We start from the raw sequence: 17,685 nt of genomic DNA on the forward strand, positions 1-17,685 counted from the left end.
AATAATTAAAAATTCTCCCCAATTAAGGAGGACATTATGAATAAATTACAAGGATTTTATTCTTTAGAAAAATCTAATCTTCCGGCTGTTCCGTGGAGAAAGTATTCGTCTGGCACTATTTTCAGTGATAATATTTTATGGACAGTTCGAAGTGCTGTAAAAGAAGGCGAGGATTTGAACTTACCCCGTAAAGTAGGTGTCAGCGCTGAGATTGCAAAAGAATTTGCTGAGAATCTTTATTCAAGTTTAAAATCAGAAGACTTGATTATTTACTATCCATATTTTATAGCCCTTAAGAGCGGGGTGATAGATATATCACAACACCGTACCGTTATTGAAGCGGTAGAAGATGATTTATGGAACTTAGTAACATATAACAAGAAAGATGTTACGATTATTTTTAATGATGACATTGAAATTATAGGAAATGAAAATTTTTTTGAGCAAAATGAATTATTAGAATTAATTGATTATTGTATAACTATTAGGAAGAAATTTCAGCCTGAAATTAATAATCAAAAGTCAGTTTTGCTGGAATGGAGCTTTGCCTGTGAATCTGATCTGCATAAAAATCCGATAGGTGATGCAAAGTTAGTTTTTTATGAGATTAGAACTGTATAATGGGCAATCGCTTATAAAGGAAGGTATTGTTATATGAAAAAGCTTACCAAGCTATGTATACTCTGGATTCTAATGGCCATTACTCCATACCCTGTATATACAATGCAGAAGAATCCTCCTAGACATTAGAATCCTACAAAGATTTCGGCATTAAGATAGATAATTAATGACTATTTACGTTATTTGCATGGAATATATATAAATGATTTTGGTTGATATTACAACCAAATAAGTAGTATAATGATCATACGATTATGATACATATTATTACAAAATTATTGTCATTCTGAGCCCAAAGGGCAAAGAATTTCACTTCTTAAAGGAGGTAGTTTTATGAAATTAAATAATATTACAGATATTGACGCGTTTTTTAAAGTAATTGACTCATGCAAAGGAAAGGTAGAGATGGTTTCTGATGAAGGAGACAGAATTAATTTGAAATCAAAACTTTCTCAGTACTTTTCTATGGCTAAAATTTTTTCTGACGGTACAATAAACGAATTAGAAATAGTAGCTTATGAACCGGATGATATCAATAAGTTAATTAATTTTATGGTACGTGGTTAGTATGAGCGGTAAAAAAGGGGCTGTTGTAACGGCCTCTTTTTTTTATAGAATAAAGAGAGTGAAATGTAGAAGTAATTGTGCGAAAGTAATAAAAACATATTGACAATATAACAACTAAAATATACAATATAACAAAGAATTTATAATATTAATGCAAAAATGTAACCAAAATGTTATTGGGATATGGAACTATCTTTGTTTTTGAACTAGGTTTATTGTGAAAAATAATAAAACAATATAACAATTAAATTGTTATAAAGAGTTAAAAAGGAGGATAATATGGTTAAAACAGTGAGAATGACTACAGCTCAGGCACTGGTGAAGTTTTTGGACAATCAATATGTGAGTGCAGATGGAGAAGAAATCAAATTTGTAACAGGAATATTTACTATATTCGGGCATGGAATGGTATTAGGACTTGGTCAGGCATTGGATGAAAATCCTGGTTCTCTAAAAGTATACCAAGGAAGAAATGAACAAGGTATGGCTCATGTGGCCACTGCTTATGCCAAGCAGAACAATAGAAAAAGAATCATAGCCTGTGCCTCATCTATTGGTCCGGGTGCAGCCAATATGGTAACGGCAGCAGCCGTAGCTACCGTTAATAATATTCCTTTATTATTATTTCCAAGTGATACATTTTCAACAAGACAGCCAGATCCGGTATTACAACAAATTGAGCAAAGCAGTGATCTTTCCATAACAACAAACGATGCCTTTAAGCCCGTTTGTAAATATTGGGATAGGGTTTCCAGGCCGGAGAAGTTAATGACAGCCTTAATCAATGCAATGCGGGTGCTGACTGATCCAGAACAGGCGGGTGCTGTTTGCGTTGCAATGCCTCAGGATGTACAAGGAGAAAGTTTTGATTTTCCGGAACAGTTCTTCCAGAAAAGAGTACATAGAATAACCAGACAAGTCCCTGTGGTAGAAGAAATTGAGGATGTTACTACCTTGATATTACAAAGCAAACTTCCTATGGTTATATGCGGCGGTGGAGTCAAATATTCTTGTGCCGGTAAAACATTGGAACAGTTTTGCGAGGATTTTAATATACCTTTTGCTGAAACACAGGCAGGAAAAAGTGCATGCAGTTCCAATTCACCATATAATCTGGGAGGAATAGGAGTAACGGGCAATCTTGCTGCTAATACCATAGCTCAAAAAGCAGATTTAGTAATCGTTATAGGCTCCAGAATGACTGACTTTACAACCGGTTCCAAATCTCAGTTTAGGAATCCAATGGTGAAGTTTGTTACTTTGAATGTATCTAAATTCCATGCTTATAAGTTCGATAGTGTAAAAGCCGTTGGTGATGCAAAAGCCGGCTTAGAAGCAATCAGCGCTGTTTTGAAAGACAAAGGTTACCATTCTGCTTATACAACCCAGATACAAGAAGCAAAAGAGGCGTGGAAAAAAGAAATGGACTTTTTTGCTTCCTATACATATAATGACGAGTTCGAACCGTTAATAAAGGCAGCAAATCCAGGAAGTATTCAGGAATTTAATAAATTAACAGGAAGTAATCTGACACAGGTGGCGGCAATTAGCTTAATCCGTGATGTAATAGAAAAGGATGCTATTATTACCGGTGCATCAGGCAGCTTACCAGGAGATTTACAAAGAATGTGGACAACGGAGGTAAAAGACAGCTACCATATGGAATACGGATATTCCTGTATGGGATATGAAATAGCTGCCGCATTAGGTGCAAAGCTTTCTGAGCCGGATAGAGAAGTATATGCTATGTGTGGAGACGGAAGTTACTTAATGCTGCATAGTGAAGCAGTTACTTCAATACAGGAGCGTAAGAAAATTAATATTCTTTTATTTGATAACAGTGGTTTTGGCTGTATTAATAATCTGGAGATGTCAAATGGTGTTGGTAATCTTGCTACTGAATTTAGATATCGTGATGATGAAAGCAGTTCTGCACATGATGGAGGATTAATTACCATTGACTACGCGATGAATGCTGCAGGATATGGACTTAAGACTTATAAAGCCACAACTTTAGAAGAATTAAGAGAAGCCTTAGAAGATGCAAAGAAACAAAAAATTTCCACTTTAATTGACATAAAGGTTCTGCCAAAAACCATGACAGAGGGCTATGATTCATGGTGGCATGTAGGAATCGCCAGTACATCTAAAAAAGAATCCGTACAGGAATCTTATAAAGATAAAGAAAATAATCTAAAGAATGCAAGAAGGTATTAAGAAAAGCAATATGTTTGTACCTTGTGCGAAGTGAAAGGAATGAAAAGTTATGAATAATAAATTTGGTTATCCTCAATTTGATGAAAATGGTGTCAAAGTTCTTACCAGAACGGAAGGACTTTATAAAGATATGCTAATGAATATTACAGTTTATAAATTAAAGAATGGTGACATTCGGGAATTTTATTCAGAGGATGAAGAACAGGCGGTACTCCTTGTAACTGGAGAGGTTAAGTATGAGTGGGAGAAGGAAATCAGAACTGTAAAAAGAGGTAACTTCTTAAAAGAAGGTCTATGGTGTCTTCATGTGTGCAAAGGTACTAAGATTACAATAACTGCTTTTGCAGATACTGAGATTCTGGTGCAATCTACTGCAAATGAAAGAGAGTTTCCGTCCGTATTCTATACACCGGAAGACTGTATTGATGCATTAGCGGGAAAAGACTTATGTGAGGGTACTGCAAGACGAATTGTAAGAACTGCCTTTGATTATAAGAATGCACCATATTCTAATATGGTATTGGGTGAAACCATCAGTTTCCAGGGTGGATGGTCCGGTTATATACCCCATCATCATCCTCAGCCTGAAGTATACTATTACCGCTTTGATAAACCCCAAGGCTTTGGTGCGTGTTTTATCGGGGATGATGTATATAAAATTAAAGATGGAAGTTTTTGTGCAATAACTCCGGGAAAAACACATCCCCAAGTAACAGCTCCTGGCTACCCCATGTATGTTGTTTGGATGATTCGACATCTGGACGGTAATCCCTGGACAGATCGGGTGGATGATCCGGATCATTTATGGATGGTTGATGCCCCTATTACTTATCGTTAATAATTAAAGAAATTTTAAAATAAAAACATTATGAGAAGAATTAATATTTTTCTCATAATGTTTTTTTATTAGGACTATTTATAAAAGTGCTGGCAGAATATCAAAATATAACAATAAATCATTATGTAAATCATATTTAGAGAAATTACACTAAAATTTAAAAAATTTTATATGATAATTATTAAAAAGTATAGTGGTTAAATGGAATAGGAAGATAATGTGTGGTCATATGTGTGGTGTTTTGAAAGAAATAATACAAAAAATTGAATAAAAATGATAAATATATATTGACAAAACTATAAACTAATTGTAATATATAACAAAGAGTTGGTAATATTGAACTAAAACATAACCAAGATATTGCAAATAATTTGTGATTTTGTGAGCTGATTTGAATACTGAATCTGATGTGTTCGGGGTTATGGATGATTTAGTAATACTTTTTCACAGAAGTATTGTAATTTATTATGGAAGCAATTAATTATACATAGATGAAGATGTATTCAATTACTTGTGAGAATTGCTTTACAGCAACAAACAAAAAACAATGTATTGTGAAGGGAGATTTACTATGAAAAAAATTTTAGCTTTATTAACAGCGGCAATGATGATTGTTGGTTTGACAGCGTGTGGAAGTACAGAAAGCAAAACTACATCGAAACCGGAGGAGAACAAAGAGACAACAAATTCTGGAGAAACATCAGGGACATCAGAAACACCGGAAAAAGCAGAAGATTCAAACATTAGAGTGGGTGTAATTTTAAAAACTTTATCCAGCGAGTATTGGAGTTACGTCGCTGCTGGTGTAAAGCAGGCAGGGGAAGACTTAGGCGTAACGGTTGATTTACAAGGTCCGGCTTCTGAAACAGCTTATGATGAACAAAATAATATGATTGAAACCATGTTATCTTCACCAGATCTTGATGCTTTTGTAATTTCACCGCTGCAGCCGGAATCGGTTGTTTCTGTAATTGGAGATACAAAAGTGCCAGTTCTATTCGTAGATACGGATGCTCCTTATGATAATAAGATTTCCTATATCGGTACCGGTAATTACCAGGCAGCATACCTTGGTGGAGAATATGCAGCTAAAAAAGCTGGAAAAGGAGCAAAAGCAGTTATCATTGGCGGTGTTCAAGGTAACACATCAAGTGATGAACGTGAAAAAGGATACAGAGAAGCTCTTGAGGCTTATGGGGTAGAAGTAGCAGCGGTTCAATACGCAGAAGGACTTGCAGATAAAGCAGCAAGCATTATGGAAAACTTGCTAACAAGCTTAGATAACGATGTAGATATTGTTTTATGTAATAATGACGAAATTGCAACAGGTGCTTCAAGAGCAGTGGAACAAGCTGGCTTAAGTGACGTTATAATAGTTGGATTTGATGGTATTCAGGCAGGTGTCCAAAACGTTGCAGATGGTAAATTTACTGCTACAGTTGCCCAATCACCTTTTGATATGGGATATACGGCAGTAGAAAAAGCAGTAGCGGCAGCAAAGGGAGAAGATGTTATGACATATATTGATACGGGGGCTATTGTTATTACATCTGAGAATGCAGAAACCTATTTGGCAGAATTAAAATCAAAGCTTAATTAAAAGACAGGGTAACCGAATTGGTACTTATAGAGCAACATTTACTCCTACAGGTAATGTAGGGGTAAATGTTCTAAGGAAGGTGAAAAATGGAACTAAGAATCGGGGTTATTGGAACCGGCGCAATCGGAGAAGATCATATCAGACGTTTGACAGATACCATTACCGGAGCCAGAGTGGTGGCGTTATCCGATATTAATAAGGAGAATGCCTTGCGGGTATCCCAAAAATATAATGTAACTTTTTACGAAACGGGTCATGAAGTAATCTGGTCACCGGAGGTAGATGCAGTTGTTATAGCATCCTGGGATCCCACCCATGCGGAATATGTATTAGAATGTATCAAAGCAAAAAAATATGCATTATGTGAGAAACCATTAGGAACCTCAGCAGAAGAATGCATGTCAATTGTTAAAGCTGAGACAGCAGGCGGTAAGAAATTGGTTCAGGTAGGATTTATGCGCCGCTACGATAAAGGATATAGGCAGCTGAAAGAAATTATTGAAAGCGGAGAAATTGGAGAACCCTTAATGGTACATTGCTGCCACAGAAACCGCGTTCCTGGCCCCCAGCATACAACGGATATGACCATTAAAAACTCAGGTATACATGAAATTGATATTTTAAGATGGCTGCTTGGGGAGGATTATGAATCGGGACAGGTATTGACGGCAAAACAGAATCGAAATGCGCTGGATGATTTAAAAGATCCTCAAATTATGTTATTAGAAACAAAAAGTGGTGTAAGAATTGATGTTGAAGTTAATATGAATTCTCATTATGGATACGATATTCAATGTGAAGTTGTTGGTGAAAAAGGTGTAATTCGCTTACCTGATCCAATTACCATATTAAAGAAGAAGTCTGGTATGCGTTCTTATGAAATATTAGCAGATTGGTCTCAAAGATTTGTAGAAGCTTATGATGTGGAATTTCAACAGTGGATTGACAGCATTAAGGAATCGGGTCCGGTGGGCCCAAATGCATGGGATGGATATGTTGCTGCAGTAACGGCAGATACATTAATAAAGGCAAGAAAGCAAAAAACGATTGAACCTATAATACTAGAGCCACAACCTGCATTCTACTGCTAAATTGATAAAGTAAGAATAAGAGAAAAGGTGATAAAACGATGGGTAATTATGTAGTAGAATTGAAAAATGTCACAAAGCGATTTCCGGGAGTGGTTGCGCTGCGAGATATGTCTTTGCAAATAAAACCGGGGGAAATTCTGGGGCTAATTGGTGAGAACGGGGCAGGAAAGTCCACGCTGATTAAAGTCTTAACTGGTGTTCATTCTGCTGATGAAGGAGAAATATTTGTTAACGGCGTAAAGCAGAACATGAAAACTCCCAGTGATGCAAAAAATGCAGGAATTGCTTGTGTTTATCAAGAATTAAATATAATCAAAGAACTTTCCATTACGGATAATATCTTTATTAACAAATTTATACATAAAAACAATAGCAAATTTCTTGATTACAAGGCGATGCATAAAAAGGCACATGAAGTTATGCTTTCCCTGGGTCAGGATGTAGATGTAACAAAGCCTTGTGCTAACTTTGGTATGGGAATTTTGCAAATGGTTGAAATTGCCAAAGCGGTACTTATTGATGCAAAACTAATTATTATGGATGAACCGACTTCAAGCCTTGGTGAAAAAGAGGTTAGGCAGTTAATGAAAACGGTTCGTAGCTTAAAGGAACAAGGGGTTTCAATTTTGTTTGTATCCCACAAATTAGAAGAGTTATTTGAATTGTGTGATAGAGTTACAGTTATGCGGGATGGCGAGCATATCACTACAGATGATATTGAGGACATGGATAACGACAAACTGATTACTGCCATGGTTGGACGTACTCTCAATAACCAATATCCCAAGATAGAAGGAAAAAGAGGAAAAGAAGCACTCAGAATTGATAACTTAAATTCAACAGGTGTTTTACATAATGTGAGTTTTACGGCGTACCATGGTGAAATACTGGGAATTGCAGGCTTAGTAGGAGCAGGCCGTACAGAAACCTTTCAGGCAATCTTTGGAGCTTTTCCTATCGATGGAGGACAAGTTTACATAGAAGGCAAAAAGGTAACTATAAGGTCGCCAAAGGATGCAGTTAAGAATAAAGTTGCACTGTTGACAGAAGACAGAAAGGGACAGGGTTTGGTGTTATCACAAGGAATTGATACCAACCTTATACTTGCTAATTTATCAAAGTTTACAAAAGGTCTTTGGCTGAATAAAGGGAAAATAACAAGTGCCGGTGATCAAGCTATAGAGGATCTTAAAATAAAAACCCCGGGTCTGAGTGCAATAACAAGTCAGTTATCTGGCGGTAATCAGCAAAAAGTAGTTATTGGTAAGTGGCTTAATACAGACGCGGATATTTATCTCTTTGATGAGCCAACAAGAGGAATTGATGTTGGCGCTAAGGTAGAAGTTTACAATATTATGAATGACTTAGTAGCAAAAGGTAAATGCGTTATTATGGTTTCTTCTGAGCTGCCGGAAATCTTAGGCATGAGTGATAGAGTTATTGTAATGCGCGGTGGAAAAATTATGGGTGAAATAGACAGACATGATGTAGGATTTACTCAGGAAAATATTATGAAGGCTGCTTGGGGAGGAAGAATATAATGGAGAACATAGTAAATATTAAAAAAATTCTTGGAAAGTTAGGCCCACTGTTGGCATTGATAGTATTGGCAATTATCTTATCTTTTTCCAGTCCTAATTTCTTAACAATCAATAATATAATGAATATTCTAAGACAAACTGCTGTAAACGGAACCATTGCCTCCGGTATGCTTGTAGTATTAATAACGGCTGGTATTGATTTATCCGTTGGAGCAAATGCAGTTTTATGTGCCAGTATAATGGGTATGTTACTTGATAAGTTTGGAGTTACTAATCCAATTATTCTAATTGGAGCTGCATTGATTACAGGTGTGCTAATTGGCTGTGCAAATGGTTTGCTACTTACGAAATTCCATTTACCCCATCCTTTTGTTTCTACATTAGGAATGAAGAATGTACTATGTGGTTTGGCGTTATTTGTAGTATCTACTAAAACAATAAGCGGTTTTCCTAATTCCATTACCTGGCTTGGCTCTGTGAGTCTTTTTAAGAGCAGTAAGTTCTCAGGAATACCTATTGCTTTTGTAGCTATGCTGCTGCTATTTGCTGGATTTCATGTATTGTTAAATAAAACGGCCCTTGGAAGAGCCATATATTGTGTGGGAGGTAATTTGGAAGCAACCCGTCTATCTGGAATTAATACAGATAATGTTTTGATTTTTGTATATTCCCTTTCCGGATTTGTTTGTGCAATCGCAGGTATTATCATTGTAGGACGTTCCGGTGTTGCGAATCCATCCTCAGCAATTTCTCCATATGATACAGATGCAATTGCCGCATGTATTATTGGTGGAGCTTCCTTTAGCGGCGGCAAAGGTACAATATGGGGAACCCTAATCGGCGCCTTAATAATATCCATCATTAGAAATGGATTAACCTTGCTTAAAGCTGCAAGCGATGTGCAATATATGGTCATTGGTATTGTTATTATAGCAGCTGTGTTTATTGACGTTACACGTAACAGAATGGAAGAAAAATCAAGAAGATTAGCCGGTAAATAGATTATAATAAGATAAACTTGAAAGATTAAGTTTTCAGACAGTGAGCAATTGGCTTTGTAAATATTGTGCTGGCCCTTAAATTCATGGTGTTTCAGCAGAATGGAGATTACTATGAGATTAGGTTATATTCCAGATAGCTTAGGACATCTAAAATTAGACCATATGCTTGATACAGTTCGTGCCTTAGGAGTAGATGCGATTGAGTTAACAACCGGTAATTGGTCTAAAGCACCTCATATAAATCTGGATGAATTGGTAGCTGATTCAGAAGCAAGAAAGCGGTTGAAAGAAAGCTTTTCTTCCAGGAATATGGAGATTGCAGCATTAAATTGTTCCGGAAACCCTTTAGCTTATGAAAAAGATATGGAAGTTACTCTAAAAACATTTCAACTTTCGGAACAACTTGGAATAAAGAAAGTTGTTATGATGAGTGGACTGCCCTCTGGTTGTAAAAATGATATAACACCTGTATGGATTACAACCAGCTGGCCCCCTATTACACAGGATATTTTAAAATATCAGTGGGAAGAGGTTGCAATCCCAACTTGGATTAAATTGGTAAAACAAGCCAGGGATTTTGGTATTGAAAAAATAGCTTTAGAAAATCATGGCTGGCAGTTAGTGTACAATCCGGAAACCCTTTTAAAGCTTAGAAAAGAAGTTGGTCCCATGATAGGTATGAATCTTGATCCAAGCCATTTGTTCTGGATGGGAGGGGATCCCATAGAAGCTTTAAGAGAATTGGGAGATGCACTTTACCATATCCATGCAAAGGATTCCAGATTAGAAAGAGGATTGGCAGGCCCCAATGGTGTGCTGGATACAAAGCCAATAGAAGATTACTCTAATCGTTCCTGGAACTACGTAGCAGTTGGATGTGGTCACAGCGTTCAATGGTGGAAAGAATTTTTCTCTGTTGCCAGAATGATTGGTTATAATGATGTAGTTTCCCTTGAAATGGAAGATCTGACAATAGATGCTTTGACCGGAGTGAAGATGTCTATTGAGGTTATAAAGCAAGGGTTAGGTATATAAGACAGTAATACAAATAAGACAATATTACAAATAAGAAAGGAAGGATTTAGCATGATTAAAATAGGTATTATAGGAGCAGGCAGAATCGGAAGAGTACATATGGAGGGGGTCACAACCGGAGTTAAAAATGCAACAGTAGTTGCAATAGCAGATCCTTTTATGAATGATGATATAAAGAAATGGGCAGCAGAATATGGGGTTAAAACCTGCTATTCAGATTACCATAATATTTTAGAAGACCCGAACATTGATGCGGTTATGATTTGTTCTTCTACAGATACTCATGCAGATATTGCAATTGAAGCTATTAGAGCCCATAAACATGTATTTTGTGAAAAACCGATTTCTCAAGATTTAAGTAAGATCAAAGCAGTAATGGAAGAATTAAAGAAATCAGATGTGAAATTCCAAGTGGGCTTTAACAGAAGGTTTGATCATAACTTCCAGGCAATAAGAGATGCTGTAGAAGCAGGAAAAATCGGTGATGTTCATCTTATAAGGGTAACAGCACGTGACCCGGAAGCTCCGTCTATTGATTATGTAAAATGCTCCGGTGGAATGTTCCTGGATATGACTATTCATGATTTTGATATGGTATGCTTCTTATCCGGCAGTAAAGTAAAAGAAGTATATGCAGCAGGAGCAGCGCTGGTGAATCCGGATATTGCAAAGGTTGGAGATATTGATACTGCTGTTCTTACATTAAAGATGGAAAATGGGGCAATTGGTGTAATTGATAATTCCAGACAAGCAGTTTATGGATATGATCAAAGAGCTGAGGTTTTTGGTTCGAAAGGTCAGATTAATGTGGCAAATGATACACCTTCCACAGCAGTTCTTAGTACAGCAGAGGGAATTACAGGGGAGAAGCCATTATACTTCTTCCTGGAACGTTACATGGCATCTTTTACTAAGGAAGTAGCTGAATTTACAAAAGCAATTGAGAATGGCACAGAGGTGCCTGTAAATGTTGAAGAAGGATTACAGCCGATTCTAATTGCAATTGCAGCAAAGAAATCACTGGATGAAAATCGCCCGGTTAAAATTTCAGAAATCGAATTCTAAATTAGTATAAAAACTGTGAAGAAAATATTTTCACAAATGGAAGACTATATCTTTCATTCGGAAGAACTCCAACATGAGAGCTCATTGGAATTCTCATGTTGAACTTCTTCGTCTATTATTTGAAATATTACAAAGAAACCTCATGTTTAAAAGTTACTATTTGAAATATCACAAAGGAACCTCGTGTTTAAAAGTTAAAAGGTTGCAAAATAAAACTATAAAACTAAAAAAACTATAAAAGAATAATGGGGGTAAAAATGTTAGATAAAAATAAAGTGAAGCTGGGAATAGCACCAATAGCATGGACTAATGATGATATGCCGGATTTAGGAAAAGAAAATACATTTGAACAATGTGTCAGTGAAATGGCATTAGCTGGATTTGCCGGTTCGGAAATTGGAAATAAATATCCAAAGGATGTTGATACCTTAAAGAAAGCGTTGGATTTAAGAGGAATCCAAATCTGTAACTGCTGGTTTTCTTCCTTTCTAATTACAAAACCCTATGAAGAGACAGAAAAGGAATTCATTAAACAAGTAGATTTTCTAAAAGCTATGGGTGCCAAAATTATCGGTGTTGCAGAACAAGGTCATAGCATACAGGGCCTTGATAAAGCAGTTTTTGATGAAAAATATATAATGAATGATAATGAGTGGGATATGCTCTGCGCGGGACTAAACAAACTTGGAAAAGTTGCAAAAGAGAGAGGCTTATCTTTAACCTATCATCATCACATGGGAACTGTTGTACAAACAGAAGAAGAAGTAGAACGTTTTATGAATAATACGGATCCTGAATATGTAAGCCTTCTTTTTGACACGGGACATTTTGCTTATAGTGGAGTAGATCCTTTAAAAATGGTTCAGAAATATGTGAATCGTATAAAACATGTTCATCTAAAAGATATCAGACCAGATATTGTTAAGAAAGTAAGAGAAGAACATTTAAGCTTTTTACAAGGTGTTCGTCTTGGAACCTTTACCATACCGGGAGACGGCTGTATTGACTTTGAACCTATTTTTAAGGTGCTGGAAGAAGCGGGTTATGAAGGTTATATGTTGGTAGAAGCCGAACAAGATCCTGCAATTGCAAATCCTCTGGAATACGCAATGAAAGCAAGAAAATACATAGCAGAGAAAACAGGATTATAATTTGAATTATTAGAGGTGTTGTAAAACATTAATTTTGAACAGGAAAGGTGAAGAATTTTACGAGACTCTGATTCTGAACCGGAATGGTAAAGGATTTATAAAAACTGTCATTCTGAGCCAGTAAGGCGAAGAATCTCACTCTTAAGTGGGATTTTTCGAGCAAGTGATTCAACGATGTTGAATAAGTTCAACTAAAATGAATTAGTGCTCATAGAATGACAGTTTTTTATTTTGTAACGAATCTGACCAGGATTGATTCAACCTATTTATCGTCTGCTAATACAATGCTGCAATTATTTTTGTTTAAAGCTTCCTTTAAAGAAGCAGGAGGCATAGCATCTGTAATAATTGAGTCAATATTATCAAAATTTGAAAAAGTCATTAATGATATTACATCAAATTTTGTGTGATCCACTAACAAATAGTTTTTCTGGCTTTTCATTAAGGCAGTACGTTTTATTTCTGTTTCAGCCGGAGATGAATTTGTGCATCCGCCCATCAATGATATTCCAGTAGCAGCAACAAAGGATTTGCTTATATTATATTGACTTAAAACATCAGCTGCAGATGAACCGGTGAATGATAGGGTCTTACGATTTAAAGTACCGGATAAAGATATTACATTAATATTCGGATAGGGAATGGAGCGCATGATTACTTCAATATTATTGGTAAGTATTGTTAGGTTTTTTAGATCTTTAATATGTTCAATCATGTGCATGGTTGTAGTTCCGGAATCAATAAAAATAATTTCGTTATCATTGGCTAATTCGGCTGCCTTTTTTGCTATTATCTGTTTTTGATGTAAGTTACTAATGTTGCGTTCATCAAAGGAAATCATAGGTTTAAAACCATCTACGGTAACACCGCCATAAATTTTTTTGATTTTCTCCGTTTCAACTAATTCATCTATGTCGCGTCTGATTGTGTTTTTGGAAACTTGAAATTCTTCGCATAATTGATCAAGGGTAACCGTTTTATTTTGATAGATATATTCTTTTATATCATCAATACGTTTGGACCTCATTATAGTACTCCTCTCTATGTATATGGTATTTTAAAACTAGCTTATATAATAATAAATTAATAATATTATATCTAATTATATAGAATAATGCAATTGTTAAATGACTAAAAACAAAAAACATTATCATAATTTACAATAAAAGTGATAATAAAGTGCCACCATTGTTGCCCTAAAATGATAGAGAATTATACTTAAATGATTAAATTGACTTGACTAGTGGTTAAATCTGTGGTATAAAATGAGTATATTGGTATAAAGTTATTAAAAAATATTGGTAAATGTTAAAATACATACGGAAGAGGTGAAAGACATGCCGCTAGTTAATATGTCACAACTTCTAAAAGATGCCCAAAGAGGCAATTATGGTATTGGGGCTTTTAGTGTAGCAAATATGGAAATGGTAATGGGAGCAATTAAGGCAGCAGAAGAATTAATGTCGCCAATCATTTTACAGATTGCACAAGTTCGCCTTCCTTATTCTCCTTTATCTATGATCGGGCCATTAATGGTTGCAGCAGCAGAAGCAGCAAAAGTACCGGTAGCAGTACATTTGGATCATGGTTTGGATTTGGAAGTTGTGAAACAGGCATTAGATTTAGGATTTACATCAGTTATGATAGACGCATCCCAGTTACCGATTAAAGAGAATATTGCAATTGTGAAACAGGTTATAGAAATTGCTAAGCCATATGGCGCAAGTGTAGAAGCAGAGGTTGGTCAATTAGCAGGAAGTGAAGATGGAAGTGAAGATAATGAGATGTTATATTCCGATCCTGACGAAGTGGAAGAATTATATAAGAATACGAAGCTGGATGCAATAGCGCTTTCTATTGGAAATGCCCATGGTCTCTATAAACAGGAGCCAAAATTAAACTTTAGCATTTTGGATCAGGTTAGGGAAAGAGTTTCTGTGCCATTAGTCCTTCATGGAGGGTCTGGCATTAGTGATGCTGATTTTAGAAAGTGTATAGCCGGAGGCATTAGAAAATTAAATGTTGCAACTGCTACTTTCATATCGGTAGAGAAAGCTGTCAGAGAATACACTGAAGGTGAGAAAAAAGACTATTTTCAAATGAGTAGTGCAATGGTACAAGGTGCTTATGAAAATGTAAGCAAACATATAAAGATATTCCAAAGTGATAACAAGGCAAAATAGATAGGTTTTTAGAAATAAATATAGAAAGGGTGAATGGACTATGGGATTTATTGAATTTGATAATACAAAAAAGTATGATCTAATTTTATTAGGAAGAGTAGCAATTGACTTTAATCCAATTGATTATTATAAGCCTCTATCAGAAAGTACTACATTTAAAAAATATCTGGGAGGATCTCCGGCCAATATTGCAGTTGGAATGGCTAGACTGGGGAAGAAAATTGGCTTTATCGGCAAGGTTTCTGATGATCAGTTCGGAGATTTTGTTACAGAATACTTTAATAAAGAAGGCATTGATACATCACATATTACGAAATGTACGAAGGGTGAGAAGTTAGGACTTACCTTTACGGAAATTCTAAGTGAAACGGAAAGCAGTATTTTAATGTATCGGGATGCTATTGCAGATTTACAGCTGGATGTAGTGAATATAGATGAAGAGTACATAATGAACGCAAAAGCAATTCTTATATCAGGAACTGCCCTGGCGCAAAGTCCTTCCAGAGAAGCGGCATTAAAAGCACTGGCTTTAGCGAAGAAGAATAATGTAAAGGTTATATTTGACGTGGATTATCGTCCATACAACTGGAAAAATGCTGATGAAATAGCTATATATTATTCTATTGTAGCAAAAGAGAGCGATGTAATATTAGGTTCCAGAGAAGAGTTTGACTTAACAGAACAACTGATAGAAAAAGGAAGAACGGATTTAGAAACTGCAAGATATTTTCATTCACAAGGCTGCAAGATAGTAGTAATAAAACATGGTAAAGAAGGGTCAACAGCCTATACCAATGATGGAAATCAATACAGTATCAAACCATTTCCAGTAAAACTTCTTAAGTCTTTTGGCGGTGGGGATGGTTATGCATCTGCTTTCTTATATGGTTTATTTGAAGGACTTGATATTATTGACTGTCTGGAATTAGGCAGTGCATCTGCAGCTTTGTTAGTAGCCAGCCATGGATGCTCCGAAGACATGCCGGATATTAAATCAGTGAAAGAATTTATTGCAGATAGTAAAAAGAAGTATGGTGATATGATAGCAAGAGCTTAAGCTAAATTACATAAAGTTAAAAAATTTAAATAAATAAAAAGGAGAGAAAAAGCATGGAGACAATCAAATATTTTGTAGGCGGACAATACCGCGAATCAAAAACAGATAAATATTATGATGTTTATAATCCAAGTACCGGAGAAATAACCGCAAAGGTTCCTTGTTGTACTAAGGAGGAAGTGGAAGAAGTTATTTCTGTAGCCAAAGAAGCTTATCAATCATGGTCAAAAGTGCCTGTTATAAAACGTGTACAAACTTTATATAATGTGCGTGACTTACTTATTAAACATAGAGAAGAGTTAACTTTATTGGTAGCTCAGGAGCACGGTAAAGTATGGACAGAGGCAGAAGGAGATGTATTGAAGGCACAAGAAGGCACAGAACTTGCATGCTCCGTTCCATCTCTGATGATGGGGGAATCATTAATGAATACCTCCACTGGATACGACACCACCCTTAACCGTGAATCACTAGGGGTATTTGCAGGAATTACTCCTTTTAACTTCCCTGCTATGATTCCATTTGGCTGGATGGCACCGTTATGTGTAGCAACCGGTAACTGTATTGTATTAAAGGCTTCCAGTTCAACTCCCCGTACTGCTTTAAGAATTGCTGAATTGTACAAAGAAGCAGGAGTTCCGGATGGTGTTGTAAATGTAATAACCTGCAGCAGAGATGAAGCAGAAATATTCCTATCCCATCCAGACATTAAGGGAATTTCCTTTGTTGGTTCTACCAACGTGGGTAAACATATTTATGGTGTCGCAGCTTCTAACGGCAAGAGAGTACAGGCATTATGTGAAGCAAAGAACCATGCATTAGTCATGAACGATGCGGCGATTGAACGTACTGCAGCCGGCATCATAAACTCCGCATTCGGATGTGCCGGAGAAAGATGTATGGCACTTCCAGTTGTTGTTGCAGAAGATGGAATCGCAGATGCTTTGGTTGCAAAATTAGTTGAATTAGCTAAAAACTTAAAAGCTGGCCCTGCTTATGATAAAACCTCCACATTAGGACCTGTGGTGGATAAAAAACATAAAGAACGTATCTTAAAGTGGATACAAAAAGGAATTGATGAAGGCGCAACATTAATACTGGATGGAAGAAATGTTACAGTAGAGGGATATGAGAATGGCTTCTACCTTGGACCTACCATCTTTGATCATGTAACAGAAGAAATGACTATTGGAACACAGGAAATCTTTGGACCGGTACTTTGCATTAAAAGAGTAAAGAGCTTTGAAGAAGGACTTACTATTATGAATAACAATCCATTTGCAAATGGTTCGGTTATCTTTACTCAAAATGGCTACTTCGCAAGAGAATTCGTAAACAGAACCGATGGCGGTATGGTAGGCGTAAACGTTGGCATACCTGTTCCTGTAGGCGTATTCCCATTCTCCGGACATAAGAATTCTTTCTTTGGTGATCTACATTGTCTTGGAAAAGATGGAGTAAGATTCTATACGGAAAGCAAAACTGTTACAACAAAATGGTTTGATGAAGAAGAGAAGAAGAGTACAAAAGTTAGTACTTGGGATGGAACCATTTGATTATTTACCTAAAAATTATGACATAGAAAAATAAAAAAGAGACATTGAGGAACTGTCATTCAGAGCTGATAAGGCGAAGAAACTCATTTTAAAGTGAGCTTCTTTGAAAAATGAATTCAACTTCGTTGAATTTGGGCTCTTAGAATGGCAGTTTTTTTGTTT

General features: G+C 36.1%; 15 protein-coding genes. 14 read left to right on the plus strand and 1 reads right to left on the minus strand.

From position 1 onward, the window contains the following. Positions 1-36 precede the first annotated feature (36 nt). The 11 genes from RT261_RS00740 (at position 37) to iolE (ending at position 12,727) form a co-directional block, all read left to right on the plus strand. Entirely contained in the window at positions 37-621 is a 585-nt protein-coding gene (locus RT261_RS00740; protein WP_313128073.1) for a hypothetical protein, read from the plus strand. Between the two features lie 333 nt (positions 622-954). Next, positions 955-1,188 (plus strand): polya polymerase, encoded by a 234-nt coding sequence (locus RT261_RS00745; RefSeq protein WP_313128076.1) that lies wholly within the window; start codon positions 955-957, stop codon positions 1,186-1,188. A 279-nt stretch (positions 1,189-1,467) separates the two neighbouring features. Then, positions 1,468-3,405, plus strand: coding sequence for a 3D-(3,5/4)-trihydroxycyclohexane-1,2-dione acylhydrolase (decyclizing) (gene iolD, locus RT261_RS00750; protein WP_313128078.1), 1,938 nt, complete (start codon positions 1,468-1,470; stop codon positions 3,403-3,405). A 49-nt stretch (positions 3,406-3,454) separates the two neighbouring features. Further along, a complete protein-coding gene (locus RT261_RS00755) occupies positions 3,455-4,243 on the plus strand; it encodes a 5-deoxy-glucuronate isomerase (protein ID WP_313128081.1) in 789 nt (262 codons plus the stop codon). A gap of 571 nt (positions 4,244-4,814) precedes the next feature. Continuing rightward, a complete protein-coding gene (locus RT261_RS00760; RefSeq protein WP_313128084.1) occupies positions 4,815-5,843 on the plus strand; it encodes a sugar ABC transporter substrate-binding protein in 1,029 nt (342 codons plus the stop codon). An 86-nt stretch (positions 5,844-5,929) separates the two neighbouring features. After that, complete coding sequence (locus RT261_RS00765) at positions 5,930-6,934, plus strand: Gfo/Idh/MocA family protein (protein WP_313128088.1); 1,005 nt, start codon at positions 5,930-5,932, stop codon at positions 6,932-6,934. A gap of 38 nt (positions 6,935-6,972) precedes the next feature. Continuing rightward, the gene (locus RT261_RS00770) at positions 6,973-8,475 is read left to right on the plus strand and encodes a sugar ABC transporter ATP-binding protein (protein ID WP_313128090.1); all 1,503 of its coding nucleotides are present in this window, start codon (positions 6,973-6,975) and stop codon (positions 8,473-8,475) included. Further along, positions 8,475-9,476 (plus strand): ABC transporter permease, encoded by a 1,002-nt coding sequence (locus tag RT261_RS00775; protein ID WP_313128091.1) that lies wholly within the window; start codon positions 8,475-8,477, stop codon positions 9,474-9,476. Before RT261_RS00770 ends, RT261_RS00775 begins: the two co-directional genes overlap by 1 nt. Positions 9,477-9,587: 111 nt before the next feature. Then, entirely contained in the window at positions 9,588-10,511 is a 924-nt protein-coding gene (locus RT261_RS00780; protein ID WP_313128094.1) for a sugar phosphate isomerase/epimerase family protein, read from the plus strand. 51 nt (positions 10,512-10,562) lie between these two features. Then, positions 10,563-11,576, plus strand: coding sequence for an inositol 2-dehydrogenase (gene iolG, locus RT261_RS00785; protein ID WP_313128096.1), 1,014 nt, complete (start codon positions 10,563-10,565; stop codon positions 11,574-11,576). Between the two features lie 257 nt (positions 11,577-11,833). After that, on the plus strand, positions 11,834-12,727 hold the full coding sequence (gene iolE / locus RT261_RS00790) for a myo-inosose-2 dehydratase (RefSeq protein WP_313128099.1): 894 nt from the start codon (positions 11,834-11,836) through the stop codon (positions 12,725-12,727). Positions 12,728-12,989: 262 nt separating this feature from the next. Here the strand turns inward: iolE and RT261_RS00795 are convergent, their stop codons facing one another. After that, positions 12,990-13,754, minus strand: a complete 765-nt coding sequence (locus RT261_RS00795) for a DeoR/GlpR family DNA-binding transcription regulator (protein WP_313128104.1) — start codon at positions 13,752-13,754, stop codon at positions 12,990-12,992. 310 nt (positions 13,755-14,064) lie between these two features. On the opposite strand from RT261_RS00795, the gene RT261_RS00800 reads away from it, so the two are divergent. The 3 genes from RT261_RS00800 to RT261_RS00810 are packed head-to-tail and all read left to right on the plus strand — an operon-like array spanning position 14,065 to position 17,523. Beyond that, positions 14,065-14,910 (plus strand): class II fructose-bisphosphate aldolase, encoded by an 846-nt coding sequence (locus tag RT261_RS00800; protein ID WP_313128106.1) that lies wholly within the window; start codon positions 14,065-14,067, stop codon positions 14,908-14,910. 40 nt (positions 14,911-14,950) lie between these two features. Beyond that, positions 14,951-15,967 (plus strand): 5-dehydro-2-deoxygluconokinase, encoded by a 1,017-nt coding sequence (iolC, locus tag RT261_RS00805; RefSeq protein ID WP_313128110.1) that lies wholly within the window; start codon positions 14,951-14,953, stop codon positions 15,965-15,967. 53 nt (positions 15,968-16,020) lie between these two features. Continuing rightward, positions 16,021-17,523 carry a CoA-acylating methylmalonate-semialdehyde dehydrogenase gene (locus tag RT261_RS00810; RefSeq protein WP_313128112.1) on the plus strand — a complete coding sequence of 501 codons (1,503 nt, stop codon included), beginning with the start codon at positions 16,021-16,023 and terminating at the stop codon, positions 17,521-17,523. The last annotated feature ends 162 nt before the right edge of the window (positions 17,524-17,685 follow it).

Origin of the sequence: Anaerocolumna sp., assembly GCF_032079385.1 — a bacterium.
Taxonomy (GTDB): Bacteria; Bacillota; Clostridia; order Lachnospirales; family Lachnospiraceae; genus Anaerocolumna.

Coding starts and splice junctions, on each gene's coding strand:
- RT261_RS00740 (WP_313128073.1), top strand. CDS start 37: ATGAATAAATTACAAGGATTTTATTCTTTAGAAAAATCTAATCTTCCG.
- RT261_RS00745 (WP_313128076.1), top strand. CDS start 955: ATGAAATTAAATAATATTACAGATATTGACGCGTTTTTTAAAGTAATT.
- iolD (WP_313128078.1), top strand. CDS start 1,468: ATGGTTAAAACAGTGAGAATGACTACAGCTCAGGCACTGGTGAAGTTT.
- RT261_RS00755 (WP_313128081.1), top strand. CDS start 3,455: ATGAATAATAAATTTGGTTATCCTCAATTTGATGAAAATGGTGTCAAA.
- RT261_RS00760 (WP_313128084.1), top strand. CDS start 4,815: ATGAAAAAAATTTTAGCTTTATTAACAGCGGCAATGATGATTGTTGGT.
- RT261_RS00765 (WP_313128088.1), top strand. CDS start 5,930: ATGGAACTAAGAATCGGGGTTATTGGAACCGGCGCAATCGGAGAAGAT.
- RT261_RS00770 (WP_313128090.1), top strand. CDS start 6,973: ATGGGTAATTATGTAGTAGAATTGAAAAATGTCACAAAGCGATTTCCG.
- RT261_RS00775 (WP_313128091.1), top strand. CDS start 8,475: ATGGAGAACATAGTAAATATTAAAAAAATTCTTGGAAAGTTAGGCCCA.
- RT261_RS00780 (WP_313128094.1), top strand. CDS start 9,588: ATGAGATTAGGTTATATTCCAGATAGCTTAGGACATCTAAAATTAGAC.
- iolG (WP_313128096.1), top strand. CDS start 10,563: ATGATTAAAATAGGTATTATAGGAGCAGGCAGAATCGGAAGAGTACAT.
- iolE (WP_313128099.1), top strand. CDS start 11,834: ATGTTAGATAAAAATAAAGTGAAGCTGGGAATAGCACCAATAGCATGG.
- RT261_RS00795 (WP_313128104.1), bottom strand. CDS start 13,754: ATGAGGTCCAAACGTATTGATGATATAAAAGAATATATCTATCAAAAT.
- RT261_RS00800 (WP_313128106.1), top strand. CDS start 14,065: ATGCCGCTAGTTAATATGTCACAACTTCTAAAAGATGCCCAAAGAGGC.
- iolC (WP_313128110.1), top strand. CDS start 14,951: ATGGGATTTATTGAATTTGATAATACAAAAAAGTATGATCTAATTTTA.
- RT261_RS00810 (WP_313128112.1), top strand. CDS start 16,021: ATGGAGACAATCAAATATTTTGTAGGCGGACAATACCGCGAATCAAAA.